Below are 26,783 nucleotides of genomic sequence, written 5' to 3'. Positions count from 1 at the left end.
CCCTGCGCTTCGGACCCTTCCCACGATGGAACTGCACATCCGCCTCGAAGGCCGCAAAGGCCTTGCCGAGCAGCTCTACCGGCAACTGCGCGCCGGCATCGACAGCGGCCACCTCGCCGCCGGCACGCAACTGCCGCCCACCCGCCTGCTGGCCGAACAGCTGGGGGTCTCGCGCAAGACCGTGGCCGAAGCCTATTCACGCCTGACCTACGACAACCTGCTTAGCGGCGTGGTTGGCCGCGGCACCTTCATCAGCCCACGCCACACCTTGCGCCAGGGCGACAGCGAGCACATCCCGCTGGCCGCCGCCGACACGCTCGAACGCTGGCGCCAGCGCGCCACGGTACTGGCCCAGCGGGCGCTGGACGCGCCTTCGCGCTATGACTTCATCGGCGGAGCCTCGAGCAAGTCGCAGTTTCCCTACGATCAATGGCGCAGTTGCATGAACTACGCCCTGCGCCGTAGCCAGCGGCACCCCGAGCGGCAGTTTTCCGCCCAGGGCCTGCCCGAACTGCGCGAAGCCATCACCCATCACATCGCCTTCACCCGCGGCATCCAGTGCGCGCCCAGCGATGTGCTGGTGTGCAACGGCGCCCAGCAGGCGCTGGACCTTATCGCCCGGGTGCTGGTCGAGCCCGGCTGCAAGGTGGCCATGGAAGACCCGGGCTACCCGCCGGCCCGGCAGTTGTTCCAGGCCTTGGGCGCGCGCATGCAGTCAGTGCCGGTGGACGACCAGGGATTGTGCGTGGAGCAGATCGAGGATGGCACCCGGCTGATCTACGTGACCCCCTCGCACCAGTTCCCGCTGGGCATGCCCATGGCCGCGCCACGGCGCGAGGCGCTGCTGGCGCGGGCCGCCGAGCTTGGCGCGCTGATCATCGAGGATGACTACGACTGCGAGTTCCGCTACCAGGGGCCTGCCGCCGAGGCCCTGCAACGCATGGACCGGCATGGCCTGGTGGCCTATGTAGGGACGTTCTCCAAGACCCTGCTGCCCGAACTGCGCCTGGGCTACGCGGTGCTGCCGCCCGCCGTGCTGCAGGCCGCCTGCGTGGCCAAGCACCTGAGCGACTGGCACAGCCCGACCCTGCAGCAATGGGCGCTGGCGCGGTTCCTCGCCGAAGGCCACCTGAACAAGCACATCCGCCGTTGCCACGAGGTCTACAGCGCACGCCGCGAGCGGATCCTGGCGCGGCTTGGCGGCGACCTGGCGCCGTGGTTCGACGCGGTGCCGGCCAGCGCGGGCTTTCACCTTAGCGCGCTGGCCAAGCCGGGGGTGGATGTCGAATTGCTGATCAGCCTGGCGCGCAAGGTGGAGGTGGGCCTCTATTCCCTGGCGCCGTTCTTCAGCGAGGCCCCGGTGCGGCCGGGGCTGCTGCTGGGCTTCGGCGCCATCGAGCTGCTGGATATCGACCCGGCGCTGGACCGCGTCGCCGACACCCTGCAGCGCCTCAGTTGACCAGCGCTTCAGCGGGCTGCCGGCAACGGGCAATCGCCCTGGCGTAGCCCTTCGGCGCGAAGCACGCAGTCACCAGCAACATCGCCAGCACGGTGCAGGCCAGTAACGTCCAGGAGGCCTGGAAGTCGCCGCTGACATCGCGCAGCCAGCCGGTGATGTACGGCACGATGCCGGTGACGATGAAGCCCACGCCCTGGACGAATGCCGCCAGGCTGCCGGCTTCGCCGGGGCTGCGCAGGTGCTCCAAGGTCAGCGTCAGGCTGAGGCTGAAACAGGCCCCCAGGCCCAGGCCGATCATCGCCACCCACAGGCCCATGGCGCTGGCCGGCGCCAGCAGCAGGCCGAGGAAGCCACCGAGCTGGATCAGCAAGGCCAGCCACAGGCCGGGCCGGCGATCGACCAGGCGCCGCAGCAGCAATGGCAAGCCCAGGGCACCGCAGACCTGGAAGATGGTCATCAGGCCAACCAGCTCGCCGCCCCCCTGGGCCGTGCCGCCGTGCTCCAGGTGATAGGCCGGCAGCCACGCCACCATGCTGGTATAGCCGCCATTGATCAGCCCGAAGTACAACGCCAGCAGCCAGGCCCGGCGGTTGCCGAACCAGTGCCCGCCACTGCCGGCGGCCTGGCTTGGCGTAGGTTGGCGCGGACGCAGCAGTACCCAGGCAGCCATTGCCAGCAGCGCCGGCAGCGCCCAGAGGCCCAGGCCGAACTGCCAATCGCCGAAGTGTGCGGCAATCCCAGGGCCGAGCACCGCAGCCAAACCACCACCGCTCATCAATGCCGCCGAATACAGCCCCATGCTCGCCGCCAGGCGGTTGGGGAACCAGCGATTGACCAGCCCCGGCATCATGCCCTGCACCACGGCAACGCCCAAGCCGGCGACCACGGCGCTGGCGATCAACGCCCAGGCGCTGTCCAGCTGCAGGCGCCACAGGCAAGCCAGGGTAATAGCCGCAAGCCCCGCTAGCATGCCGCCATGCTCGCTCAGCCAGCGTCGCAGCCAGGGTTGCAACAACGGGATCAGGCCCATGCACAGCACCGGCAACGCGGTCAGCAACGCCGCCTGCTGGTAACCCAGGCCGGTGCCCTGGCGCATGGGTTCGAGCAAAGGGCCGATGCTGGTGAGGATCGGTCGTAGGTTCAGGGCCAGCAGCACCACCAGCAACAGGTTCAGCGCGCCCCTCATCCTTGGCTGGCCTGCTGCCATTCACGGTACAGGCCACTCTCACCCGCGGGCTTCAGCGGGCGCAGGGGCAGGCTCTGCTGCTGCGGCGGGCGGGCCATCTGCGCATACACCGCGGCGGTGGACAGGCCATAGGGCTCGCCTTCGTCATTGTCGTAGGCGAACCAGGCTCGCTCGATGCCACACAGGTGCATGGCTGCCAGGCACATCGGGCACGGGTGGCCGCTGGCATAGATTTCGGCGCCCTCCAGGCGTGGCCGGCCAAGGACCTGGGCAGCCTGGCGGATGGCCTGCATCTCGGCGTGGCTGGTCGGGTCCTGGGTGCTGTGGATCTCGTTGACGGCGCGGGCGATCACCTGCCCCTGGTAGACCAGCACGGCGCCGAACGGGCGGCCGCCGGCCTGGATGTTGGCACGGGCCAGCTCGAGGGCCTCGCGCATGTAGCGATCTGCGGACATGAAACGGTTCTCCGGTATTGACCCGGCCATTATCCCGGCTGCGACGCGCCGACAGAAATGAAGAGATTGGATGCCTGTCAGTTGCCATCCAAATGCGCGATTGGCCTCCTGGCAAAGCGCGGGATTGGCTATTCGGCACGACACGGCCGGGCGCTAAGGTAGTGCCACTTGCCACCTGTACATCTTTGGAGTCTCACCATGCATGACCGTATCGAATGGGCCAAGCACTCGCCGGAAGCCTACAAGGCCATGATCGGCCTCGAACAGGCGCTGGTCGCCTCGGGCCTGGAACACTCGCTGCTGGAGCTGATCCGCCTGCGCGCCTCGCAGGTCAATGGCTGCGCCTACTGCGTCAACATGCACGCCAACGATGCGCGCAAGGCCGGTGAAACCGAGGCGCGCCTGCAGACCCTGAGCGTCTGGCGCGAGACCCGCTACTTCACCCCACGCGAACGTGCCGCCCTGGCCTGGGTCGAGAGCCTGACCCGCCTCCCGGAACGCGGCGCGCCGCAAGACGAGTACCAGGCATTGCTCGAGCACTTCAGCGCCAAGGAAATCGCCAACCTGACCTTGGCCATCGCCACCATCAATGCCTGGAACCGCTTCGGCGTGGGCTTCGCGATGGTGCCGGCGTAACAGTCAACTGGGTCCCCGCCCCGGCTGGGGGCGGGTGTGCATCGAGATCCATCATGCCTGCGCCAGGTACTCGACCAGGCGCCGCAGCATCGCGTCACAGCCATGCAACTGCTCGACGCTGACGAACTCATCGGGCTTGTGCCCCTGCTCCATGCTGCCCGGCCCGCAAACCACGGTGGGAATCCCCGCCTGGTCGAACAACCCGCCCTCGGTGCCGAACGCCACTGTGCCGAAGTCATCCGAGCCACTGAGCCGCGCCACCAGTTGCGCGGCCTCGCTGGCGGCAGGCGTGGCCAGCCCCGGGTAAGCGCTCAACGGCCGCAAGCGAATCGCGCTGGCCGCATTGACGGCGCGCATGCGCGGCAACAGCTCGGCCTCGGCATAGGACTGCAGCTGGTCTGCCACCACCTGGGCCTCGAAGCCCGGCAAGGCGCGGACTTCGAAATCGAATTCGCATTCCTCGGGGACGATGTTCAACGCCCTTCCGCCCTTGATCACCCCGGTCTGCACCGTGGAGAACGGTGGGTCGAAACGCCCGTCGTGATGCTCGGGATGCGCCAGCTGATCACCGATCTCGCCCAGTTTGCCGATCAACCGCGCCGCGTACTCGATGGCATTGACGCCATAGGGGGCATAGGCCGAATGGCAGGCGGCACCGTGCACCTCGCAGCGCATGGCCAGCTTGCCCTTGTGGCCGAGCACCGGCTTGAGCTCGGTGGGCTCGCCGATCAGACACAGGCGCGGTTTGTGCGGGCGCCGCGCCAACGCCGCCAACATCGAACGCACGCCCAGGCAGCCGACTTCCTCATCGTAGGAGAACGCCAGGTGCACCGGCATCTTCAGGGGTTGGGCGAGAAACGCCGGTACCGCCGCCAGCACCGAGGCGATGAAGCCCTTCATGTCGGCCGTGCCGCGGCCATACAGGCGCCCGTCGCGCTCGCTCAGGCGAAGCGGCTCGACGCTCCAGGCCTGGCCGTCGACCGGCACCACGTCAGTGTGGCCGGACAGCACCACGCCGCCCCGGTCAAGTGGGCCTATCGTGGCGAACAGGTTGGCCTTGGTGCCTTCGTCGTTGTGGAACAGCTCGCTGTGAACGCCAAACCCGGCTAGATAATCGCGAATGAAGGCGATCAGCTCCAGGTTGGAATCACGGCTCACGGTGGCGAAGCCGACCAGCCGCTCCAACAGCACACGGCTGCTGGCCTCACTCATCGCCGGGCACTCCGTAGCTGGGCGCGGCGGTCGGGTTCAGGGCGCGGGTCACATAGTCCTGCATCTGCGGGCGATAGGCTTGCCACAGGGTGTCCAGTTCAGCGATCGGGTCCTGCTCGGTCCAGTCCACCCGCAGGTCGACCAACGGCCAGGTCAGCTCGCCGGCAATCTTCAGCGCCGCCGAATGCACCGGCCCCGCCTCGCCCCCGGCCGCCATCGCCGCGTGCATGGCCGCCAGCAGGCGGTCGGCCAGATGGCCGCCGGCCTGCTCGAATGCCATGACCATCGCCGCGATCACCGCCTGCGACGACAGCAGGTTGCCGGCCGCCGCGCATTGCTCACCGGCCACCGCGTTGTGCGTGCCCAGCGCTTCCTTGCCGGTGAACAGCGCCACCTGCCCGTGGCTGTCGATCACCGTGACCTGGCGGTACTCGCTCCACCCATTGGCACTCAGCACCCGCTCCAGCGCCGCGGCAGGCGGCAGCTGGCCTTGTTCCAGGGCATCGAGGATCTGCGGGCCGAGGGCCGGCAGGGTGATGTTCTGCGTGGCCACGGCACCGACCCCGGCACGCACCCACGGGCAACGGGCGCCGACGGCGATGCTCGATGAACTGATGGCGATGCCGACCTGGCCGGTTTCCTGGCAGCGGCCGATGATGGAGAAGGTCATGGTGCAGCTCCTGTGGTGAGTTACCGGCATTCTCGGCGGGCCAAGGCAGCGGCGAAACCAACATTTTCCTCGGCACAGGGCAGGAAAAAACTATGGCGGCTCGCCGCGCAGCGGTGCCCATCCACCCTTCGCCAATTTATCGGCAAGCCCCAGCTAAATACTATTTTCGCGATTGCCCCCCCATCCCTAGTCTGGCCCCAGGCAAAGGCGGTCCCCACCGACCTGAACAAGAACGCCGCTGAAGAAGGGCTGGGACATGACACTGAACAACATCGAAATCGACACCCTCGTAGTCGGCGCCGGCCAGGCCGGCGTGGCCATGAGCGAACACCTGAGCAAGCTCGGCGTGCCGCACCTGGTGCTGGAGCGCAAGCGCATCGCCGAGGCCTGGCGCACCGGCCGCTGGGATTCGCTGGTGGCCAACGGGCCGGCCTGGCACGACCGCTTCCCGGGCCTGGAATTCGACCTCGACGCCGACGCCTTCGCCGGCAAGGACCAGGTCGCCGACTACTTCGAGCAGTACGTGCGCAAGTTCAACCTGCCAGTGCGCACCGGTGTCGAGGTCAGGCAGGTGGTACGCAACGCCGACCGCCCGGGCTTCACCATCGAAACCAACCAGGGCGTGATCCGCGCCAACCGCGTGGTGGCCGCCACCGGCCCGTTCCAGCGCCCGGTGATCCCGGCCATCGCGCCAAAGGACGACGGCCTGCACCAGATCCACTCCGCCGCCTACTACAACCCCGAGCAACTGCCTGAAGGCGCGGTGCTGGTGGTGGGCGCCGGCTCCTCCGGCGTGCAGATCGCCGAGGAGCTGATGCGCGCCGGGCGCCAGGTGTACCTGTCAGTGGGCGCCCACGACCGCCCGCCACGCAGCTACCGCAACCGTGACTTCTGCTGGTGGCTCGGCGTGCTCGGCGAATGGGATGCCGAGATTGCCAAGCCCGGCCGCGAGCACGTGACCATCGCCGTGTCCGGTGCCCGTGGCGGCCATACCGTGGACTTCCGCGCCCTCGCCCACCAGGGCATGACCCTGGTCGGCCTGACCCAGTCGTTCGAGGGTGGCGTGGCGCGCTTCCAGGACAACCTGGCCGAGAACATCAACCGTGGCGACGAGAACTACCTGGCCCTGCTGGACGCCGCCGACGCCTTTGTCGAACGCAACGGCCTGGACCTGCCACCAGAGCCTGAAGCGCGCAAGCGCCTGCCCGACCCGGCCTGCGTCAGCAACCCGCTGCGCGAGCTGGACCTGGCCCAGGCCAACGTCACCACCATCATCTGGGCCACCGGCTACGGTGTGGATTTCAGCTGGCTGCAGGTGGACGCCTTCGACGCCAACGGCAAGCCGCAACACCAGCGTGGCGTGTCGAAAGAACCAGGCGTGTACTTCCTCGGCCTGCCCTGGTTGTCACGCCGCGGCTCGTCGTTCATCTGGGGCGTGTGGCACGACGCCAAGCACGTCGCCGGTCACATCGCCACCCAGCGCACCTACCTGGCCTACCGCGACCGCGAACAGCGCACGGCGGATGAGCAGCAACCCTCGATCAGCAACGTCAGCACCTTCGGAGCCCACTGATGCCTACTCACACTCGCATCCGCATGTTCAACACCAAGGCCACCTACCCCAACCAGACCCTGGACAACGACCTGTGCCAGGCGGTGCGCGCCGGCAACACCATCTACGTGCGCGGGCAGGTCGGCACCGATTTCGAAGGCCGCCTGGTCGGCCTGGGCGACCCGCAGGCGCAGGCCGAACAGGCGATGAAGAACGTCAAGCAGTTGCTTGAAGAGGCAGGCTCGGACCTGTCGCATATCGTCAAGACCACCACCTACATCACCGACCCGCGCTTCCGCGAGCCGGTGTACAAGGAAGTGGGCAAGTGGCTCAAGGGCGTGTTCCCGATTTCCACCGGGTTGGTGGTGGCAGGGTTGGCGCAAGCCGAGTGGCTGATGGAGATCGATGTGATCGCGGTGGTGCCGGATCAGGCTTGAGCGTTACCAGTACACGGGGCCGCATTGCGGCCTCATCGGGCCTGCCGGCAGTAAGACGAGGGCCGAGAATGGCACCTGATAATTTTGCCAGTTCCAATAGCGAGCCTTTTACGCCTAGATTTCCTTGCCAAGCCCCTAGATCAAGTAACCCCATGACGAAGCCAATTGTCGTCCATAAGGTCACATCCCTGTTGGCAACAGATAGGCCAGGGTCCATTTTTTGGTGCAGAGAAGACCAACAGTCTCGTGCACTCACCTACACCGCTTATGGGTATTCAGAACCTGTCGGCGTATCAGTCGTTACACTCGGCTTCAATGCTCAGCACCGCGCCCCATTGACTGGGCGCTACCTTCTCGGTAATGGCTACCGTTCGTTCAGCCCAGCGCTGATGCGCTTTCTCTCACCCGACTCGCTGAGCCCGTTCGAGGATGGTGGAGTGAATGCCTACAATTATTGCAACAATGATCCGATCAATAAGGTCGACCCTTCCGGCCACACTGTCAATTTTCAGAAATTGATCAGTTTCGAACCGGACATATTCACATCGATTATCAAGCATTTATCTCTCGAAGACCTTGTCTCTCTTTCCAATACTTCAAGATTGACGAACAAGCTGACCGCTCCCGCACTAGGCAAATACGACGATCAGTTGCCTGCCCGTGCCAGGATAATATCGGCCAAGACGGGCGGTATTCGGCAAATGCCCGCATCAGCGAGAAAAAACCTAAATGTCGCACCGCTCCCCTTCTTCCGCGATGTTCTCCATATCAAACAAGAAGGCGGGCCCCTGAAGTTACTTCGCCTGCTGAGAGAGGCAAAAGAAGAAAGAGCCAGGTGGAACGAAGCAATCTCCTCAACCGATTCGACGCCCTACAACTCGGATTCAGAGGATGAGATGCAGCGTGTCAACAAAGGAATCAGAAGAGCCATCTACGGCCCGCAACTCTGAACCTTTGCCAGATGGTTGGCGCAGGCCGAGTGGCTGATGGAGATTGATGCGGCCTCGACGAGGCCTGCTATAAAGCGTTGAAACTAAATCGCGGGGCAAGCCCGCTCCCCCGTCACGATGAACTCATGACATGGGAGCGGGCTTGCCCCGCGATGGGTGCTATCGGACGATGCCGCGCTCGGCGCCACCTACCTGCCCAAACCGCCCGGCCTGGAAATCATCGAACGATTCGGCGATCTCGGCCTGGCTGTTCATCACGAACGGGCCATACCCGACGATGGGCTCGTCGATCGGCTCGCCGCTGAGCAGCAGCACGCTGACGTCATCCTGCGCCTCGAGACGCACACCGTCGCCGTCGCGCTCCAGTAATACCAGGCTGGCCGCACCGGCTTCGCGCTCATCGTTGACCCGCAGCGTGCCGCGCAGCACCACCAGCGCGGCATTGCGCCCGGCGGCCACCGGCAGTTGCAGCGTGGCACCCGCCTTCAGGCGCAGGTCCCAGACGTCCATCTCGGTAAAGGTGCGCGCCGGCCCCTGACGGTCAAGGTAACGCCCGGCGATCACTCGCAGGCTGCCCGCCTCGCCTTCCAGCGTCACCACGGGAATGTCGTTGGCCAACAGCGTCTGGTAGCCGGCGGCGGCGCGCTTGTCCCTGGCCGGGAGGTTGACCCACAGTTGCACCATCTCCAGCGTGCCACCGCTACGGGCAAAGGCCGGGGAATGGAACTCCTCGTGGATGATGCCGCCCGCAGCGGTCATCCATTGCACGTCGCCCGGGCCGATCAGACCGCCCGCGCCGGTGGAGTCGCGGTGCTCCAGTTCGCCCTGGTAGACGATGGTGACGGTCTCGAAACCGCGGTGCGGGTGCTGGCCGACGCCACGCCGGGCAGTGGTCGGGGCGAAGTCATGCGGGCCGGCATAATCCAGCAGCAGGAACGGGCTGATATGCCGCGCCAGATGGTCGTAGGTGAACAGGCTGCGCACCGGGAAGCCGTCGCCCACCCAGTGGGCGTTGGGGCTGCGGTGGATACCCTGGATCTTTTTCATGAGAAGCCTCCTGTTGATGGGTTACACCTTACAGATGAGGCCAATACGGCGGTAGATAGCTGAAATGGCATGGATCGTTCCATCAGTGGAACAACCAAACGCATCGCGGGGCAAGCCCGCTGCCACGCCTGAACGAAGCAGGCAGTGGCAGCGGGCTTGCCCCGCGATGCGTATCAGGATCGATCAGGCGATCGCCGCGTCCACCAGCACTTGGGCTTCGGCCACCAGGCGCTTGAGGTGCGCCTCGTCGATGAAGCTTTCGGCGTAGATCTTGTAGATATCCTCGGTACCGGACGGCCGCGCTGCGAACCAGCCGTTCTCGGTCATCACCTTCAGGCCGCCGATGGCCTGGTTGTTACCCGGCGCATGGCTGAGGATCTGCAGGATCGGCTCGCCGGCAAGTTCGGTGGACTTGACCTGCTCCGGCGCCAGCTTGCTCAGCAGCGCCTTCTGCCGTGCGTCGGCCTTGGCCTCGACGCGGGTGGCGTACGGCTTGCCCAGCTTGGCGGTCAGGTCGGCGTAGATCTGGCTCGGGTTGCGCCCGGTGCGGGCGGTCATCTCGGCCGCCAGCAGCGCCGGAATCAGGCCGTCCTTGTCGGTGGCCCAGACCGAGCCGTCCTTGCGCAGGAACGAGGCGCCCGCGCTCTCTTCACCACCGAAGCCCAGCGAACCGTCGAACAGGCCTTGGGCGAAGAACTTGAAGCCCACCGGCACTTCATACAGCTCACGGCCCAGGCCCGCGGTGACGCGGTCGATCAGGCCGCTGGAAACCACGGTCTTGCCCACGGCGGCATCACTGCGCCATTGCGGGCGGTTGCGGTACAGGTAGTCGATGGCCACGGCCAGGTAGTTGTTCGGCTGCAGCAGGCCGTCGGCGGTGACGATGCCGTGGCGATCGTGGTCCGGGTCGCAGGCGAAGGCCACGTCGAACCGCTCGCGCAGGCCGATCAGGCCCTGCATGGCGTAAGGCGAGGACGGGTCCATGCGGATCTGCCCGTCCCAGTCGACGGTCATGAAGCGGAAGGTCGGATCGACCTCGGTATTCACCACTTCCAGGTTCAGCTGGTAGTGCTCGGCGATGGCCGACCAGTAGCGCACGCCGGCGCCACCCAATGGGTCGACGCCCAGGCGCAGGTTGGCGCTGCGGATCACGTCGAAGTCGATGACGTTTTCCAGGTCGGCGACATAGCTGCTCACGTAGTCGTGACGCTGGGTGGTCGGCGCCGCCAGCGCCTGCTGGTAGTCCATGCGCTTGACGCCAGCCAGGTTCGCCCCCAGCAGCTCGTTGGCCTTGGCCTCGATCCACTTGGTCACGTCGCTGTCGGCCGGGCCGCCGTTGGGCGGGTTGTACTTGAAGCCGCCGCTCTGCGGTGGGTTGTGCGACGGGGTGATGACGATGCCGTCGGCCAGGCCCTGCTGGCGGCCACGGTTATAGCAGAGGATGGCATGGGACACCGCCGGGGTCGGGGTGTACTCGTCGTCCTTGCTCAACATCACCTGCACGCCATTGGCGGCCAGCACTTCCAGGGCGCTGGCGGCGGCCGGGGCGGACAACGCGTGGGTGTCGGCACCGATGAACAACGGGCCGTCGATGCCTTTCTCCTGGCGATACAGGCAGATGGCCTGGGTGATCGCCAGCACGTGGTATTCGTTGAAGCTCAGTTCGAACGAAGTGCCGCGGTGGCCCGAGGTGCCGAAGGCCACGCGCTGGGCCGCCACCGCGGCGTCGGGACGGCCGGTGTAGTAAGCGGTCAACAGGCGGGGGATATCGACCAGCACGCTGGCCGGAGCCGGCTTGCCTGCCAAAGGACTGAGCGTCATGCGGAACCTCGAAATCAACGAATGTTGGTGTTTGAACGCGCAGTGTACTGGGAGTTTCAGCGCCAGGCGATGGCGGCGTTCACGCCAGTTGCCACCAGCCGGGGAACATCTGTCGCACCCGCGGTTCGGCAAAACGCTCGTCGATCAGCACCAGCACGCCGCGGTCGTGGTCGCCGCGGATCACCCGGCCTGCGGCCTGGATCACCTTGCGCACCCCAGGATAGAGATACGCATAGTCGAAACCGGCGCCGAACTGCCGACCCAGGCGCTGTTTGAACTGCTCGTTGACCGGATTGACCTGTGGCAGGCCAAGGGTGGCGACGAAGGCGCCAATCAGGCGAGTGCCCGGCAGGTCGACACCCTCGCCGAAGGCGCCGCCGAGCACGGCGAAGCCCACCCCCTGCCCGTGCTCCACGAACCGTGCCAGGAAGGCTTCGCGGCTGGCCTCGTCCATGCCGGGAGACTGTCGCCAGATGGGTAGCGCCGGGTAGCGTTCGGCCAGTAACCGCGCCACCTGTTCGAGGTACTCGAAGCTACTGAAGAAGGCCAGGTAGTTGCCCGGCTGGCCGGCAAACTGAGCGGCGATCAGTTCGACGATCGGCGCCAGTGACGCCTGGCGCTGCTGGTAGCGGGTGGACACCTCACTGACGATGCGCACCTGCAACTGCTCGGCGCGAAACGGCGCGGCGACCTCCAGCCAGGCAGTGTCGCTCGGCATGCCCAGCAGATCGGTGTAGAAGTGCCGGGGATTGAGCGTGGCGGAAAACAGCGTGACGCTACGCGCCGCGCTCATGCGCGGACCCAGCAGCCGGGCAGGCACCACGTTGCGCAGGCACAACGTGGCCAGGCGCCGCCCACGGGGGCCGTTGCGCGGGCTGATATCGAACAGGAAGTGCTCGTCGAACAACTCGGCGATACGGCTGAACTGCAAGGCCTGGAAGTAGAACTCCAGCACCTTGGGCTCGACCTCGGCGGGCGCCTGGTTCATGCGTTCCTGGATCAGCCCGATGCATTGCTGCAGGGCACGCAGGAAGGCGTCGGGCAGCTGCTCGCTGGCCTGGTACGGCGCAACCTGCGCCTTGTACAGCGCGTTCCATTGCCGATTCAGGCGGTCCAGGGCGCTGCCCAGCCCGGCCGGCTTGCCCTGACGCAGCGCCAGCAACTGGCCCTGGTCAAGGCTGGCGCTGTACATCTGCCGGCCCCGCTCGACCAGGTTGTGCGCCTCGTCCACCAGCACCGCCGTGCGCCACTGGTTGGCCTGGGCCAGGCCGAACAGCAATGCATGGGCGTCGAAGTAGTAGTTGTAGTCGGCCACCAGCAGGTCGACCCAGCGCGCCATCTCCTGCCCCAGGTAATAGGGGCAGACCTGGTGCGCCAGGGCCACCTCGCGCAGGCTGGCGCGGTCAAGCAACGGCACCTGCGCGGCAGCTTCACGAGCGCCGGGCAGGCGGTCGTAGAAGCCCCGCGCCAAGGGGCAGGACTCGCCATGGCAGGCGTTTTGCGGGTACTCGCAGGCCTTGTCGCGGGCGATCAGCTCGAGGCTGCGCAGAGCGGGTTGTGGCGACGCTTGGGTGATCTGGCGCAGCGCATCGAGGGCCAGGGCCCGGCCTGGTGTTTTCGCCGTGAGGAAGTAGAGCTTGTCCAACTGCTGCGGCACCACGGCCTTGAGCAGCGGAAACAGGGTACCGAGGGTCTTGCCGATGCCAGTACTCGCCTGGGCCATCAGGCAACGGCCGGTGCTCACCGCCTTGTAAAGGGTCTCGGCCAGTTGCCGCTGGCCTTGACGGAGCGCAGGGTAAGGAAAGCTCAGGGCCTGCAGGCCCCGGTCACGTTCGGCCAGGCGTAGTTCCTGCGCCTGCGCCCAAGCCAGGAAGCACTGGCACTGGTTCTCGAAAAAGCGCCTGAGGTCGTCGGCGCCATAATGCTCATTGATCACGGTCTGGCCATCGCTGTCGACGTCCAGATAGACCAGCGCCACGTCGATCGCCGGCAACTGCCGCGCCTGGCACAGCAGCCAGGCGTAGACCTTGGCCTGGGCCCAGTGCAGTTGGCGGTGATTGTCGGGCTGGCGGGCAAGGTCGCCGCGGTGGGTCTTGATCTCTTCCAACCGGTTGCGTGCCGGGTCATAGCCATCGGCCCGCCCGCGAACCCGCAGGCCTTGGTACTGGCCCTCCAGCGCCACTTCCGGCTCATAGTCGGCGCCGCGCTTGGCCACTACTCGGCGGTGTCCGGCAATCCCTTCCTGGGCACTGGGCGACGGCGTGAAGCGCAGGTCGAGGTCGCCAACCTTGGCGCTGAATTCGCACAAGGCGCGCACGGCCACGGTGTAGCTCATGCCGGCGTGGCCTGCCAACGTACATGGCAGACCGCCACCGGCAGCCCGTGGACGTGGCAGAACTCGAGCCAGCGTAGTTGATTGTCCTGCAGGCGGTCGCCCGGGCCCTTGACCTCGACCATGCGATAGCCGCCCTGCCCCGGCCAGAACTGGATGAGGTCGGGCATGCCAGCACGGTTGGCGCGAATGTCCTGCAGCAAACGCAGGAAGCAGGCTTTCAAATGTTCGGGCGGCAAGTGCTCGAGCGCCTGTTCGAGCAGTGGCTCATCGAGCATCTGCCAGAATACGAACGGCGACTGCAGGCCTTGCTTGGCTGCATGGCAGTCGCGGATGGCCTGACGGTAGCTGCCGTCGTCCAGGCGCCCGAGACAGGTGTCGAACAACGCGCCGCGACGCTGCTGAAAATCGCTGTCGTGCAGGTCCTGCGGCCCGGCCTGGAATGGGTTGAAGAAAGCGCCGGGTATCGGTGCGAAAATCGCCTCCCAGCACAATAGGCCAAACAGGCTGTTGAACAGCGTGTTCTCGACGTAATGGGCGGCCCCGCCCTGCTGCTCCAGATGCAGGCGTACGGCCTCTTCCACCCCCACTGCCGCCATCGCGGCGGGCAAATCAAGCTCGATGAGCGTAACCGAGCTCGTGCGTCGACGCGGTTGTGGGGGGCCGCCGAGTTTGCGCGCCAGGCGTGGCAGCATGCGCTCCAGCGCCTGGCGCTCCAATGCGTTGGCAGGCGCCAGGGCCATGTCCTGAGCCAGTGCGAACGCTGACTGCCACTGTGCGCTGCGTTCGTACACCCGTACCCGGCGAATGCGCGCCTCAGGGTGGGTGCAATCAGAATAGATGTGCAAGGCAAGCTCCCAGTCGCCCAGGCGCTCGCAGTGCTGGCCAAGATTGAAGAGCAGACGCGACCGACGGCGGGCGAGCCAGGCGTTGCTGACGTCCAGACCCGCGATAGCCGCGAGCAGTTCGGCGGGCGCTGCACCCTGCTCGAGGCGCTCGGCGCACTGGTGTAGCGCCATGGCCAGGTCGACTTCGGCACGCTGGCGCAATGCCCGCGAATCATCGCTGAACGCCACCTGTTCGTAACGGAACACGCCCAGGTCGGCCAGCACGAAATCGGACCAGCTCTGGTAAAGGTTGCCAAAGAACAACAGCCGCAGCCGGTCGCATAATGGCTGCCGGCTCCAGTGCAGGATCAGGGTCGGGAAATCGGCGCACCACTGTGCCAGGGGCCTGGGCACCAGTTCGAGTGCCTGCAACTGTTCCAGCAATTCGGCCTTGCTGGCCCGTGGGCGGGGAATTTTTCCGGCGAAAAGCCCGGCCAGCTCATCCTTGCGCAGCAAAGCCCACAATTGCTCGGCGGCCAACGGTGCGTCGGTCGCTACCCAGCCCAAAGCCAGCAGCGGCACCAGGGCCACGTCGACATCGCCGATCTCGGCGTAGTCGAGTTTGTCCCGGCGAAACCACTCGCCCTTGCGCATAACCATGCGTACCAGCAAGGCCTGGGTCGGCACCGGCAACTCACCGAACATCTGGATGAAACCGTGCTCGTCGTGGTCCAACAGGTCGGCGTAGCGTTGCCCAACCCAGCTCAGGACCTGGCGGAAGTTATACAGGTAATACAAGGGATCATCGACGGAATGGGCGATCACGGCGCAGGTCTGATACGGGGAACACGCACTGGTTATACATACAGATCGCATGCTGGGGCAAGCGCGCTGGATCAACGGTCACGCGCTGCTCAACGGACTGGTCGGCAGCGGCCGTAGCCACAGGTCGCGCCGCCCCAGCACGCGGAACAGGCGCAGTGCCTGGCTGCCGAGCGTGCCGGCGTACAGTGCCCGTAACTGAGCAAGCTGCAGGCCACTGGTGTCCACCAGCCACTGGCTGACCGGCTCCGGGCAAGGCCGGCCCTGCAGGGCACGGTGCAGATAGGGCAACGCCACGCGCATGCCAGGATGGCAGCGCAGCACGAAGGCTTCGAGGTTGTGCCCCTGCGCATCGAACGGGGTGAACAATTGGCAGACCAACTGCGCTTCATTGACGCCATAGGCCGCATGCAGCCGCGCTTGCGCCTCGTCACGCAATGCCCGCCCCTGGGGCCAGGCCATCGACGGCTGGCGCAAGCGCTGGTAGAACGCTTGCGCGCCCTCGCGGTAGCTACGCTGCTCCAGATACTGCGCCTTCAGGCCATGCAGGTGAGCCAGCGGCAAGGCATCGAACAATCCGGCAGGCCCCTGGGCCTGCCAGGGCTGCGCCTCCTCGCGCCCAAGCATGTGGTCAAGCTGATCGCTGTCATCGAGATGGCCCAGCAGATCCTCCACCGTCATCAGACGCGTATCGCCCCAGGGTTTATCGTGCATGGGCGCTGTCGGCGGCTGCCACGGGTCGGAAAGCACCTGGTGCAGTTGTTCAATGCCGGCTGCCAGGACGCTGTGGGGTGTCACGGTGTGCGCGACCTCCCCGCAATGGCGCAGGCAACGCCGCCCCCAGGCCAGCAAGCGGTGGCGCTGGGCAAGCGGCGCGGCGCTGACCAGGAGTTGCTCGCCGTCTTGCCCACCCAGCAGTTGCCCAAGGCTGCCTCCCAGATCCAGATACCCCCTGGCCCCGAGCAACGCCGCTGGCTGCCCGCCGGCTAGGTGTCCGAACAGCAGCCAAGCGTTACCTGCGGCGGCCAATTGTTCGGCCGAGCAGGCCTGCCGGGCACCAAACAGGCCAAGCCGCCCGCCATCGGCGCGTAATAACTCCACCCGCGGATCGTCGTACAGGAACAGTGCGCTGAAGCAACGGTCATGAAGGGCAAGGGCTGTGTCGTCGAGGGTTGGCAGGCGAGCCGCCAGCACCCGTAGGCGAAAGGTGTCGGCATGGCGAATCGCGATGCTCAGTTGCGCGGCACGCAGGCAAGCCAGCAGATGCGCACTGCGCCGGTCCACGCCGTGCAGGGCCAGTACTCGTACGTTGCCGATGCACTCCTGGCCACCGGCGATTACCAGAAGACGCTGGACCAGCAACTGCACCGAGGCGCGCTGGGCCTGGCTCATGTGCTCCAGCAGGCGCTGCAGGACTTGCTGGTAGATATAGTGCATGGCTTGGTTGTGGGTTTCGGTCATGCTATCGCTCCATCTCCCTGACGGCTTCGAATTGAAGTCCGATTCTGGCAGATGAATAACTGACCGGGATTGAAGGAAACTTCCCAAAACCAGGTAAGACAATTAGCTAAGTTCGGCGGTGAAGACACGACACAAAGCCCGCCCCCGATAGGGCGGGCGTCATGCCATCGCGGTAGACGCGGGCTTGCCCGGCGCAGAAGTTGCCAGCGTCAACCCTGCCCGCCCATGTCCAGCACCACCCGTCCACCACATGGGCAGGCGTCCATATGCCTGTGCGCCTCGACCACCTGCTCGAACGGATACACCTTGATGATCTGCGGCGTCAGCAACTGGTCGGCGGTGAACTGGTTGATATCGCGCAAGGCCCGCTGCAGGGCCACCTGGTCCTGGGCGATGCCCAGTTCCGGCTTGCCGGTGAAGTTGCCGATGCAGTGCACATGGAACTGAATGTTCTTCTGGAACGCCGCGCAGGCCGGGAACGGCGTCTGGTTGCCGCCTTGCAGGCCATACAGCACCAGGTTGCCGCGCGGCGCCAGGACATCACCGAGCAACGACATCTGCGGCCCGCCCAGGCCGTCAAGGACCATGTCCACGCCACGGCCATCGGTGTACTTGCCGATCTGCATCAGCAGGTCCTGCTCCTCGGTGACGATCACCTTGTCCGCGCCCAGGCCCAGCAGGTATTCACGCTGCTCGGGTTCCTTGGTGGCAGCGAACACCTTCAACCCCAGGGCCTTGCCCAGCTGCACGAAGGCCGGCCCGGCGCAGTGGCTGGCATCGGTGACCAGCGCGGTCTGCCCAGCCTTGGCCCGAGCCAGGTCGACATAGGCGAAGTAGGCGATCAGCAGCGGGGTGTAGTGCACGCTGGCCTCGATCGGGGTCAGCACGTCCGGATAGCGGGTGATGGCGCTGCGCGGCAGCACGATGACGTCGCCGTAGACCGGGTGGTCGTTGGCGCTGGTGGCCGGGAAGCTGGCGACCCGGTCGCCCACCGCGATATCGTCCACCCCCTCGCCGACCGCGGTGACCACGCCGGCCATCTCATGGCCGATACCCGCCGGCAGCCGCGCCTGGGACGGCGCCAGATTCTGCCGCCAGAGCACGTCGTACCAGCTGATGCCGATCGCCTCGACGCGGATCTGCACCTCGCCGGTGGTCGGGGACGGCTCGGCCTGCTCCTCGCAACGGAGCACATCGGCCTGGCCGAACTTGTGGAAACGGATCATGCGGGACATCGCATACCTCGCCTTTGTGAATCTCGTATTACCACGGACTTTATCCGGGCTTTCACGGTTGGACCATCAGTGGCTGTTAATAGTCGACATGCCTGTCATTGATTGGGCCCCTGACAAATCTGTGCATTGGCACCCGGAAATCGGTGCAGGGTACCAGCCTTTGGCCTTAAGATTCACCCCTGCCCCACTTCAGGCGAGCCGCATCGAATGAATCGTAACGACTTGCGTCGCGTAGACCTCAACCTGCTGATTGTGTTCGAAACGCTGATGCACGAACGCAGCGTGACCCGCGCCGCCGAGAAACTGTTCCTCGGCCAGCCGGCGATCAGCGCCGCGCTGTCGCGCCTGCGCAACCTGTTCGACGACCCACTGTTCGTGCGTACCGGACGCAGCATGGAGCCGTCGGCGCGCGCCCACGAAATCTTCGCCCTGCTGTCGCCGGCGCTGGACTCGATCTCCACCGCTGTCAGCCGCGCCGCCGAGTTCGACCCGGTCACCAGCAACGCAGTGTTCCGCATCGGCCTGTCGGATGACGCCGAATTCGCCCTGCTGCCCCAACTGCTAAAGCGCATCCGTGCCGAGGCGCCCGGCATCGTGCTGGTGGTGCGCCGGGTCAACTACCTGCTGATGCCCACCCTGCTGGCCTCCGGCGAAATCTCGGTGGGCGTGAGCTACACCAGCGATCTGCCGGCCAACGCCAAGCGCAAGGTACTGCGCCGCAGCATGCCCAAGCTGCTGCGCGCCGACAGCATGCCCGGCAACATCACCCTGGACGACTTCTGCGCCCGACCCCACGCGCTGGTGTCGTTCGCCGGCGACCTGTCCGGGTTCATCGACGAGGCGCTGGAGGAGATCGGCCGCAAGCGCCACGTGGTGCTGGCCGTGCCGCAGTTCAACGGCTTGGGGAGCTTGCTGGCGGGGACCGATATCGTTGCCACCGTGCCGGATTACACTGCCGATGCCCTCACGGCAGCGGGCGGCCTGCGGGCCGAGGACCTGCCGCTGGAGGTGCGCAGCTTCGAGCTGCACATGGCCTGGCGCGGGGCGCAGGATAATGATCCGGCGGAGCGGTGGTTGAGGTCGCGGATACAGATGTTCTTCGGGGATCCGGACAGCCTCTAGGGATCTTGGAGCAATCAACCACCAACCGAAATTGACCGCGCAAAGATAATCCCTTACCGGGAAGAGCCCAAAGCATAAGCTGCGCGACTGGGTGAGCGATCGCACGTCAAAATCCGAACAGTCAACCAACACCCGGCAATGACCGACTTCTGGGCTCATGTATGGACCGGACACATGGTAGACACGTGTGCGGAGACATGGTTGACACTTCCGGCAAGCAATCTGCCGGTTTGCACCCGAGCGCTGCTGGACTGTTTGTCTCTACCAATAGCCGGCAAGGCTTGACTCTACCGTTAAGGGCAGACTTTACCCTTGGCACTCCATTATCTGGAGTTCGTCATGAAGAGCAAACGCATGCTTGTGATCCTCGGCCACCCTTCGAACGACAGCTTTTGCGGCGCAGTGACCGAACGTTACGTCGAAGCTGCCACGCAAGCAGGCCATCAGGTGCGTCTGCTGCGTCTGGGCACCCTGGATTTCGATCCGGTCTTGCACGCTGGCTATAACGAGATCCAGTTGCTCGAGCCCGATCTGCTCAACGCACAGAACGACATTAGCTGGGCCGAACACCTCACATTGGTGTACCCGATCTGGTGGGGCGGCATTCCGGCGTTGCTCAAGGGCTTCTTCGACCGCGTGTTTCTGCCCGGTTTTGCCTTCAAGTACCGCAAGGGCTCGCCCTTCCCGGACAAACTGCTCAAGGGCCGCACGGCTCACCTTTTGGTGACCATGGACACGCCGCCATGGTACTACCGCTGGGTGTATCGCATGCCGGGCTTGCAGCAAATGCGCAAGACCACCCTGGAGTTCTGCGGCATAAAACCCCTGAAAACCCTGACCTTCGGTCCGGTATTGGGCTCCACACCGGAACAGCGTGAAGCCTGGCTCAAACAAGTCCAGGCGATCGCCAGCCGCTGATCGGCCACGGTTGGGCCGTGCCCCTGCGCTGTCCAGCCGAGTCTCCCTGCTATGATCCCATGTCCAACCCGGCTTCATGCCCCCCGACGCTTATGCAAAGATGTCGCGCGCTTGTACCAGCGCGCGACATCCTTTCGCTTCTGATGCGCCCAAAAAAGGGATTTTCATGTACATCGGCAAAGCCGCCCAGCTGTCGGGCACCACCGTCAAAAGCATTCGACATTACGAAGAAATCGGCCTGTTGCCACCCCCGCAACGCAAAGGCAAATACCGCATCTACAGCCAGCAAAGCGTCGAGCTGCTGACCTTCATCAAATGCGCTCAGCAACTCGGTTTCAAACTCAAGGAAATGCAGGCCATCCTGCAGGATCATCGCGACCAAGAGCTGCCCTGGGGTCTGGCCATACAGGCCATCGATAACAAAAAACAGGAAGTGATGGGACAGATCCAGGCCTTGCAACAAGTGCATGACGGCTTGGTCGACTTTGAGCTGAGTCTCAAGGATGCGCTGATGCAATGCCCGCTCAAGCGGCCTTGATGTGCAATGGAGATCTCATTGTGCTGCCCACGACTTACCGTTGATCAACCAACCCCACCTGCCCCGCATCGTCAACATGGGGAATCAGCGCACTGGCCTCCAGGTCGCGCATCAGTTCAGTCAGCATCTGCCGCTGGTTCTCGGTGATCGGCGGCGGCACATACCAGGCGCCCACGCTCATGCCCTCACGCTTATAGCTGAAGGTGCGCAGCAGCTCGCCGTCCTTGTAGACCTTGCCGGTCAGGTTGTGCACGTAGCTGTAGGGCACCGGGAAGGTCAGCAGCGTCAGGGCGTTGAGCGCGACCAGAAAACCAGCCCCTTCGCCTGGTGGTTGGCTGATGACCAGGGCGTAACCCTTGCGCGGCAGTCCGTGATCGACGAAAGAGAACGCGCCGGACGACCTGACTGCGCTGGTCAGCTCGTCACGCTCCTGGACGTCGAAGCGGGTGTAGCCATCCGGCAGCACCAACAGGCTCATCGGCACATAGGGCTTTTGCGCGTGATACCCCAGCGGCTTCATCGATGGGTTGCAGCCGCCGAGCAATGCCAGCCCGGCCGCCATCAGCGCCGCCTTGACCAGGTTGTTCATCGCTGCGCCTCCAGCGGCTTGCTGGCCAGGTTGGCGGCCTGCATGTCACGGGCGAAAGCACGGGCGACCCGACGGATGTTTTCCTCGCGCTCAGGAATACCGAGGTCGAGCAGCCAGGCGTACTTGGCCATGTAGTTCTCATAGTGATAACGCTTGAGCACCTTGCCATCACGCATCACGGTGAAGTCGGCCTTGGTGTCCAGGTCACTCTGCAAGGGCAACAGGAACAGAGTGGCGGCACTGAGGAACAGCAACGGTGCAGGCGCAACCTTGCGCTGAGCATCCAGCTTGACCATCACCTGGGTCTGCCCTTCGCCTGCGGCACCGTTCTCGACCTTGCTGAACACGCCGCTCTCGCGCAGGTAATTGCGCAGCTCGGTGCCGTGTTCGAGCGAATCGACCATTACCGCGATCGGCGGCAGGTAATCCTGGCCTGCCTCGATGCGCGGATCGGGCAAGGTCTGGGTACCTGCGCAGCCGGCCAGCAGCAGGCTGGCGCTGAGGAACAGAATCTTTTTCATAGCGGGTTTTCCTGGGTACGGGTCACTTCGCCGGCTGGGCGGCTTGGGGCAGTGGCATGACGAAGGGGAATGCCGGCGCCATGTTCAAGTTCAGGGCCTGCAGGGGCGGCAACCCGGGGGTGTAGCGCCGGGCGATCACTTCATCGCGCGGCTGTTGGTCGCCATGGAAGAACATGCACGCGGAAAGCCCGAGGCAACGCGAACGGAATTCGCCGATGTAGTACGCCTTGCCTGCTTCCAGATGCATGGGCACAAGAAACTGTTCCCGCGCCCGGATGGAGCTGTAGCCACCGTTGTAGCCGTTCCAGAAGAACTGGAAGTCATAGAATTCGTAGTCGCCGGGCTTGAGGGGCATGACGAACACGCTGGCCTCGCCGGGCAGCGCCTGCTTGTCGGGGCCGCGCACTTCTTCGATGTCCTTCGGGGTGTGGGCCACTTCGGCGAACCCCCACCATGCCGCCGCGCCGTCCTGCGCGCCACGTTTGCGCAGGAGGATGCGTTGGTTGGTGTAGGCACTATCGCGGCCAAGGGGGCCGATGCTGCCAACCAGGTACGTTACTGGACCACCAGCGGCCGGTTGCAGGGCCTCGCTGACCAGGGCGGGGGATTTGGCGGCGCAGCCGGTAAGTAGAGCAAGCGGTAACAGACGTGCGAACGCACGGAGCAATCCAGACATGAAAAATCCTTGGGGCGGGCCTCGATCCATCGGCAGCTGCAATCAGCGAGCAAGCACCTGAGCTGCGGGGGCGCCATGATATAGCGCGGAAAGGGATCAGGCGAGCAGGAATGCGGCCTTTTGCCACCACCCTTGCGCAGGCACTGTTGCCCTCCCTCAATCCGAGCAAAGACAACGCATTGAGTCGAACGCCCCATTGGTCAGGCGGTCATGGCGGATCGCCTTCAGGGGGCTATCGTTGCTTGTCTGGGCGACCACGACCGACGAGGGCGGTGCCATGAATACCAGTGATCTACTCGAACAGCTGCTGCGGGCCGGACAAGCTTCGCAGACGCAACAAGGGAGCGGCGGCAGGTCATCGCAAGACAGCCTGGGTGGCTTGGGTGGATTGCTTGGCGGCCTGCTTGGCGGTGGCGGTTCGACGGCTGGGGGCGGCCTTGGTGGTTTGCTGGGCGGTCTGTTGGGCGGCGCTGGCAGCAACACTGGCGGCTCTACCCAGGGGCGTTCCGCAGGCGGTGTCAATTACGCGGCCCTGGCGTCGCTGGGGATGATGGCATTCAAGGCCTATCAGAGCTGGCAGCGCAGCCAGGCGGCAGCCCCGCAGCAGGCGGTCCGCACGGTGGATCAACTGTCCGGCCCCGAGGCCGAGGATCACAGCCATGCCATCCTGCGCGCGCTGATTGCGGCGGCCAAGGCCGATGGGCGCATCGACCCGCAGGAAGAACAGTTGATCTACGCCGAAATCAAACGCCAGACCAGCGACCCGCAACTGCAGCAATGGCTGGATGAAGAAGTCAGCAAGCCACTCGATGCTGCCGAGGTGGCGAAGTCGGCGCGGGACCCGGCCATGGCCGCGGAAATGTACCTGGCCAGCGTGATGCTGGTGGATGACCAGCAGGAAGCAGAGCGGGCCTATCTGGATGAGCTGGCCGGCGCACTGCAACTCGATCCGGCATTGCAGGTGCATCTGGAGCAACAGGCCAAGGGCGTCGCCTGACCCGCCGTAGGTGTCCGTGAAACATACCTTACCGCCAGGTCCATAGGGTTTATGCTGGTCGGTCTGAGTCATGCCCTCATGAGAAGCCTTTGCGGCTATTTTCAAGACTGCAGAGGTAACACTGGGCACAGGTCCGTTAACACCTACTGTGCCTTCTCTGACCCAAGTAGAGGAACGCCATGGTTAATGAAACAACCGATAATCGCCCTGTCTACCGAGCAGCCTGCCATTGTGGGACGGTGCAATTCTCATTGCGCTTGACCGACGGCACGCGCACAGCGCGTAGGTGTAACTGCTCTCTCTGCCGTATGCGGGGTGCCGTGGCAGTATCAGCTAACCTGGGCGACATCACGGTTACCCAAGGAAAAGAGGCGCTCACGCTTTATCAATTCAACACACGCGAAGCAAAACACTACTTCTGCTCGAAGTGTGGCATCTACACCTTTCACCAGCGGCGTTCTGCGCCTGATCAGTATGGAGTCAATGTGGCCTGTATCGAGGGTATGAGCCCATTTGACTTCCCAGAGGTGCCTGTCAGTGAAGGTCGGATTCATCCCAAAGACCGTGTAGTCGCAGGCGCCGAAGTTGCAGGATGGATCCGATACGAAAGCACCGCAGAGTGACTGCGCAGCTTGCCTGGAGACAGCGCTGCGAGGGCGGCTGGCGCTCGCTGCAAGCAGTGCGTCTATCGTGCACCCGGCTAATTCAAGCGCATGAGTCATGACGTCTAGAGAAAGCCAATTCGAAGTTGAGACTGACAAACTTCTGGCTGTGCGCAAAGTGTCGCTAGCGCTCAGATACATCCGACAGTTTTCCCCATAGCAGCCCTTCGTGAAGAGCAGCCACGGTCGCAATCGGTCCCTCGAACAAGATGAAGCATTGCACGGCGAGCGCCATGGCATGGGCATGGTCCATGCCTATTGCCTGAGGGGTTGCCTCAATGAATCAAGTTGCCTTTGACGTAGCGCACTGTCCTCTCCAAAGCTCGCGCCATGTCGGGATGTGCCATCTGATACTTCAGTTCCAATTGCCTGCTAAGCCGCATATCAAAGCGTTGAGTCTGAATAAAGTTCAATGACTCGGCGCTGATCGCGAATCGGGCCGCCAGGCCGGGAATTGTCAAAAGCCATCTCAACAACCCTATCGCTACATGGCGACGGGGTGCCTTGATATTCAGCGTTTTGGCGATCTGCCCTAGCATCCCCTGCAAATTCGGTGTGTGTTCATAGAGCGCCAGGACCTGCTGGTTGGCCATCGAGGGGTCGAATGCCGCGCAACTTATCATTGTTACCAGGTAATCGACGCTGACTAATGGCAACCAGTGCCTGGTGGAGCCGGGTACAGCTTTGAACCGCCCTTGTGCCAGATTTCGAATGAGTTCGGCCAAAGGTTGTCCTTCGACAATGTGGCCACTCTCGCTGTGGCCACACACCGTAGCAGGGTGAACGATTGTGTAATCCGCGCCCGTTTCCTGCATGTAACGAATGACCGCAAAATGGGCCTCGAGCTTGCTGCCTTCGTAGCCACCTGCACGGCCGTAGACGGCAGGCCAGTTCGTGTTCTCAGGGCACTCATTGTCAACCCCGATACTGGCAAGGTGGTCAAGGTTTTGCAGCATGAAGCCACCCACCATCAGCAAGCGAATGCGCTGGCTCGCCGCAAGCCTGGCGACTCTCAGCGCCCCTTGCACATTGACTTCGCGGGCGCGCTCCATTGTCAGCCCCCAGGAAAACTGCGCTGCTAGGTGGAAGGCCACAGAGGCCGACGACACGCGCTGCTTGTCTGCCTCGCTGAGCCCAAGCCCCTCTCTACTGATATCGCCCTCAACGGCATGGACACAGGCAGGATTACCACCCAGTCGGCCTACCTGCTCCCGCAGACGCTCGAGGTTTGCAGGGGTGCGCATAAGCACCCAGACCTTGTGCCCTGTCGAAGTAAGACGGGCCAGTAAATGTTGGCCTACAAACCCACTACCGCCTGTGACGAAACACTCCACGCTCATGCCTGAATCCTTGTTTGGATGATGGGCGCAGGCTAAGGTGTAGAGCCTGCTCTACAGTCAAGGAATTTTTACTGTGAACATTGGAGAGTTGGAGCGCCGGAGTGGAATTGGCCGCCATGCACTGCGCTATTACGAACAACTCGGGCTTATCGTGGCCCATCGACAAGCCAACAACTATCGCAGCTACAGCGATCAGGCCGTTGTTGACCTGGCCTTCATTCAGAACGCCCAGGGCGTGGGCTTTTCGCTCGCCGAGATTGGCGACATTCTTGCTGCCAAGCGGGGTAATACGATCAATTGCGCGCAAGGCGCGGCCTTGGTCGCCAGCAAGATGGCCGAAATTCAGTCGAAGATCACCACCTTGCAAGCCACGTATGTTTTTCTGGAAGCAGAGCGTGTGAAGCTTGAGGCCAGCGCCATTGCGCTCGGGCAGACCATCGTTCATCTTCCTGGACATGGGCATGCCGCAACGCAATAGTTCCCGGCTTAACTGTTCAGCGTGGCCCCCGCACCCTGGCGGGCCTGCTGGAGGAACAATGACAGGTTTAAAGTCATCGGCTACTTACAGCTTTGTCCAAGCTGATGACTTTAATCCAGCACGTTGTGCAGTACCTCATAGATCACACCCGAGGCAATAGCTACAAGCAGTAGGTCAGCTCCGGCTTGGTGCCACTCATAGCCATCGTAATGAGGAAGTCGTCCGATCAGCCTGCTGTCCAATTTTTTGGCGATTCCGGGCGGGAGAGGTTTGCCGCGTGCCAAATTTTTCTGAATCCCAGGGGGTAGAGATGCGCCTGGATTCCAGTAATTGCGATTGTCGTTGAGGATGACCCGCACCGCCCCCAAGTCGACAGAAGGCCCACTTTGCCAGTCGTTACCGTTGCCTTGATGCCCTTGATTGCCGTGTTGGTTGCCTTTGTCGTGGCCTTTTCCTTTGCCGGGATCTGCCAACGACAATGGGCTCACGCCCATTACCAGCGAGAGCGCAACGGCGAAATTCAACTTCGTTCTCATATGAACTGTCCTTGATCATTTCTCTACTCAGAGCGTAGTCAACCTGATACCGAAGGCAATGCTCTTGAAGGGGGAGCACGCTGTCGGAATGCGAGAACTGAATCACCTTGGGTTGCCTAGACACTCTTGAGAGGCTGTTATTGGCCGATAGCAGCAAGCCACGAAGGGTTGCGTTGGGTCGAAAGTAGCCACAAGCGGATGACTGCTCTCGACCCATAGCAGCCGTTTAAAAGCTGACCGTAATCGGCCAGAAGCGGTCACTTATGAAAGCAGATGAGCTTATGGAGCTTTCTCTCAGCGTTGA

At 64.0% G+C, this 26,783-nt stretch carries 26 protein-coding genes; 11 read left to right on the top strand and 15 right to left on the bottom strand.

Annotation, left to right across the window (positions count from 1 at the left end; genetic code table 11):
- Positions 1–25: 25 nt before the first annotated feature.
- Complete coding sequence (gene pdxR / locus LU688_RS12400) at positions 26–1,459, top strand: MocR-like pyridoxine biosynthesis transcription factor PdxR (RefSeq protein WP_094011150.1); 1,434 nt, start codon at positions 26–28, stop codon at positions 1,457–1,459.
- Here the strand turns inward: pdxR and LU688_RS12395 are convergent.
- Positions 1,452–2,645: a cyanate transporter gene (locus LU688_RS12395; protein WP_094011149.1), complete on the bottom strand. Its 1,194-nt coding sequence runs from the start codon at positions 2,643–2,645 to the stop codon at positions 1,452–1,454. The genes pdxR and LU688_RS12395 overlap by 8 nt on opposite strands.
- On the bottom strand, positions 2,642–3,100 hold the full coding sequence (locus LU688_RS12390) for a nucleoside deaminase (protein WP_094011148.1): 459 nt from the start codon (positions 3,098–3,100) through the stop codon (positions 2,642–2,644). The genes LU688_RS12395 and LU688_RS12390 overlap by 4 nt, the downstream gene beginning before the upstream one ends.
- 198 nt (positions 3,101–3,298) lie before the next feature.
- On the opposite strand from LU688_RS12390, the gene LU688_RS12385 reads away from it, so the two are divergent.
- On the top strand, positions 3,299–3,736 hold the full coding sequence (locus LU688_RS12385; RefSeq protein WP_038705936.1) for a carboxymuconolactone decarboxylase family protein: 438 nt from the start codon (positions 3,299–3,301) through the stop codon (positions 3,734–3,736).
- Positions 3,737–3,787: 51 nt separating this feature from the next.
- On the opposite strand, the gene argE is transcribed toward LU688_RS12385, so the two are convergent.
- Positions 3,788–4,948: an acetylornithine deacetylase gene (gene argE, locus LU688_RS12380; protein ID WP_160291331.1), complete on the bottom strand. Its 1,161-nt coding sequence runs from the start codon at positions 4,946–4,948 to the stop codon at positions 3,788–3,790.
- Positions 4,941–5,618 (bottom strand): DUF1028 domain-containing protein, encoded by a 678-nt coding sequence (locus LU688_RS12375; RefSeq protein WP_160291330.1) that lies wholly within the window; start codon positions 5,616–5,618, stop codon positions 4,941–4,943. Before LU688_RS12375 ends, argE begins: the two co-directional genes overlap by 8 nt.
- A 256-nt stretch (positions 5,619–5,874) precedes the next feature.
- Here LU688_RS12375 and LU688_RS12370 point away from each other — a divergent pair, with 256 nt between their 5' ends.
- The 3 genes from LU688_RS12370 (at position 5,875) to LU688_RS27775 (ending at position 8,557) form a co-directional block, all read left to right on the top strand.
- On the top strand, positions 5,875–7,191 hold the full coding sequence (locus LU688_RS12370) for a flavin-containing monooxygenase (RefSeq protein WP_160291329.1): 1,317 nt from the start codon (positions 5,875–5,877) through the stop codon (positions 7,189–7,191).
- A complete protein-coding gene (locus LU688_RS12365) occupies positions 7,191–7,607 on the top strand; it encodes a RidA family protein (protein WP_094011146.1) in 417 nt (138 codons plus the stop codon). The genes LU688_RS12370 and LU688_RS12365 overlap by 1 nt, the downstream gene beginning before the upstream one ends.
- A 152-nt stretch (positions 7,608–7,759) precedes the next feature.
- A complete protein-coding gene (locus LU688_RS27775; protein WP_330873240.1) occupies positions 7,760–8,557 on the top strand; it encodes an RHS repeat-associated core domain-containing protein in 798 nt (265 codons plus the stop codon).
- A gap of 159 nt (positions 8,558–8,716) precedes the next feature.
- Here the strand turns inward: LU688_RS27775 and LU688_RS12355 are convergent, their stop codons facing one another.
- The 6 genes from LU688_RS12355 to LU688_RS12330 form a co-directional block, all read right to left on the bottom strand.
- Positions 8,717–9,604 (bottom strand): pirin family protein, encoded by an 888-nt coding sequence (locus tag LU688_RS12355; protein ID WP_104444011.1) that lies wholly within the window; start codon positions 9,602–9,604, stop codon positions 8,717–8,719.
- Positions 9,605–9,787: 183 nt separating this feature from the next.
- On the bottom strand, positions 9,788–11,425 hold the full coding sequence (gene pgm, locus LU688_RS12350; RefSeq protein ID WP_160291403.1) for a phosphoglucomutase (alpha-D-glucose-1,6-bisphosphate-dependent): 1,638 nt from the start codon (positions 11,423–11,425) through the stop codon (positions 9,788–9,790).
- Positions 11,426–11,504: 79 nt separating this feature from the next.
- Positions 11,505–13,760: an ATP-dependent DNA helicase gene (locus LU688_RS12345; RefSeq protein ID WP_160291402.1), complete on the bottom strand. Its 2,256-nt coding sequence runs from the start codon at positions 13,758–13,760 to the stop codon at positions 11,505–11,507.
- Complete coding sequence (locus LU688_RS12340) at positions 13,757–15,409, bottom strand: VRR-NUC domain-containing protein (RefSeq protein ID WP_160291401.1); 1,653 nt, start codon at positions 15,407–15,409, stop codon at positions 13,757–13,759. The genes LU688_RS12345 and LU688_RS12340 overlap by 4 nt, the downstream gene beginning before the upstream one ends.
- 78 nt (positions 15,410–15,487) lie before the next feature.
- Positions 15,488–16,867, bottom strand: coding sequence for a hypothetical protein (locus LU688_RS12335; RefSeq protein WP_038705930.1), 1,380 nt, complete (start codon positions 16,865–16,867; stop codon positions 15,488–15,490).
- Between the two features lie 209 nt (positions 16,868–17,076).
- On the bottom strand, positions 17,077–18,102 hold the full coding sequence (locus LU688_RS12330; protein WP_160291400.1) for a zinc-dependent alcohol dehydrogenase family protein: 1,026 nt from the start codon (positions 18,100–18,102) through the stop codon (positions 17,077–17,079).
- 207 nt (positions 18,103–18,309) lie between these two features.
- Between LU688_RS12330 and LU688_RS12325 the strand changes: the two genes are divergently transcribed.
- From LU688_RS12325 to LU688_RS12315, 3 genes are all read left to right on the top strand, one after another.
- Entirely contained in the window at positions 18,310–19,224 is a 915-nt protein-coding gene (locus LU688_RS12325; RefSeq protein ID WP_160291399.1) for a LysR family transcriptional regulator, read from the top strand.
- A gap of 339 nt (positions 19,225–19,563) precedes the next feature.
- Complete coding sequence (locus LU688_RS12320) at positions 19,564–20,142, top strand: NAD(P)H-dependent oxidoreductase (RefSeq protein WP_094011139.1); 579 nt, start codon at positions 19,564–19,566, stop codon at positions 20,140–20,142.
- A 166-nt stretch (positions 20,143–20,308) separates the two neighbouring features.
- The gene (locus tag LU688_RS12315) at positions 20,309–20,680 is read left to right on the top strand and encodes a MerR family transcriptional regulator (RefSeq protein ID WP_160291398.1); all 372 of its coding nucleotides are present in this window, start codon (positions 20,309–20,311) and stop codon (positions 20,678–20,680) included.
- Between the two features lie 34 nt (positions 20,681–20,714).
- Here LU688_RS12315 and LU688_RS12310 read toward each other — a convergent pair whose 3' ends face one another.
- The 3 genes from LU688_RS12310 to LU688_RS12300 are packed head-to-tail and all read right to left on the bottom strand — an operon-like array spanning position 20,715 to position 22,466.
- Positions 20,715–21,269 carry a hypothetical protein gene (locus LU688_RS12310; RefSeq protein ID WP_094011137.1) on the bottom strand — a complete coding sequence of 185 codons (555 nt, stop codon included), beginning with the start codon at positions 21,267–21,269 and terminating at the stop codon, positions 20,715–20,717.
- On the bottom strand, positions 21,266–21,790 hold the full coding sequence (locus tag LU688_RS12305; protein WP_094011136.1) for a hypothetical protein: 525 nt from the start codon (positions 21,788–21,790) through the stop codon (positions 21,266–21,268). Before LU688_RS12305 ends, LU688_RS12310 begins: the two co-directional genes overlap by 4 nt.
- Positions 21,791–21,812: 22 nt before the next feature.
- Positions 21,813–22,466, bottom strand: coding sequence for a hypothetical protein (locus LU688_RS12300; protein ID WP_160291397.1), 654 nt, complete (start codon positions 22,464–22,466; stop codon positions 21,813–21,815).
- 277 nt (positions 22,467–22,743) lie between these two features.
- Here LU688_RS12300 and LU688_RS12295 point away from each other — a divergent pair, with 277 nt between their 5' ends.
- Positions 22,744–23,463 carry a tellurite resistance TerB family protein gene (locus tag LU688_RS12295; RefSeq protein WP_160291396.1) on the top strand — a complete coding sequence of 240 codons (720 nt, stop codon included), beginning with the start codon at positions 22,744–22,746 and terminating at the stop codon, positions 23,461–23,463.
- A 179-nt stretch (positions 23,464–23,642) separates the two neighbouring features.
- A complete protein-coding gene (locus LU688_RS12290) occupies positions 23,643–24,086 on the top strand; it encodes a GFA family protein (protein WP_081941238.1) in 444 nt (147 codons plus the stop codon).
- Positions 24,087–24,400: 314 nt separating this feature from the next.
- On the opposite strand, the gene LU688_RS12285 is transcribed toward LU688_RS12290, so the two are convergent.
- Positions 24,401–25,465 carry an SDR family oxidoreductase gene (locus tag LU688_RS12285; RefSeq protein WP_094011135.1) on the bottom strand — a complete coding sequence of 355 codons (1,065 nt, stop codon included), beginning with the start codon at positions 25,463–25,465 and terminating at the stop codon, positions 24,401–24,403.
- Between the two features lie 73 nt (positions 25,466–25,538).
- Between LU688_RS12285 and LU688_RS12280 the strand changes: the two genes are divergently transcribed.
- Complete coding sequence (locus LU688_RS12280) at positions 25,539–25,943, top strand: MerR family transcriptional regulator (protein ID WP_094011134.1); 405 nt, start codon at positions 25,539–25,541, stop codon at positions 25,941–25,943.
- 110 nt (positions 25,944–26,053) lie between these two features.
- On the opposite strand, the gene LU688_RS12275 is transcribed toward LU688_RS12280, so the two are convergent.
- Positions 26,054–26,479, bottom strand: coding sequence for an anti-virulence regulator CigR family protein (locus LU688_RS12275; protein WP_094011133.1), 426 nt, complete (start codon positions 26,477–26,479; stop codon positions 26,054–26,056).
- Positions 26,480–26,783 lie beyond the last annotated feature (304 nt).

This window comes from Pseudomonas soli (assembly GCF_021283165.2).
GTDB lineage: Bacteria > Pseudomonadota > Gammaproteobacteria > Pseudomonadales > Pseudomonadaceae > Aquipseudomonas > Aquipseudomonas soli.
The sequence above is the reverse complement of the archived record's forward strand: the minus strand, read 5'-3'. Positions and strand labels throughout refer to the sequence as shown.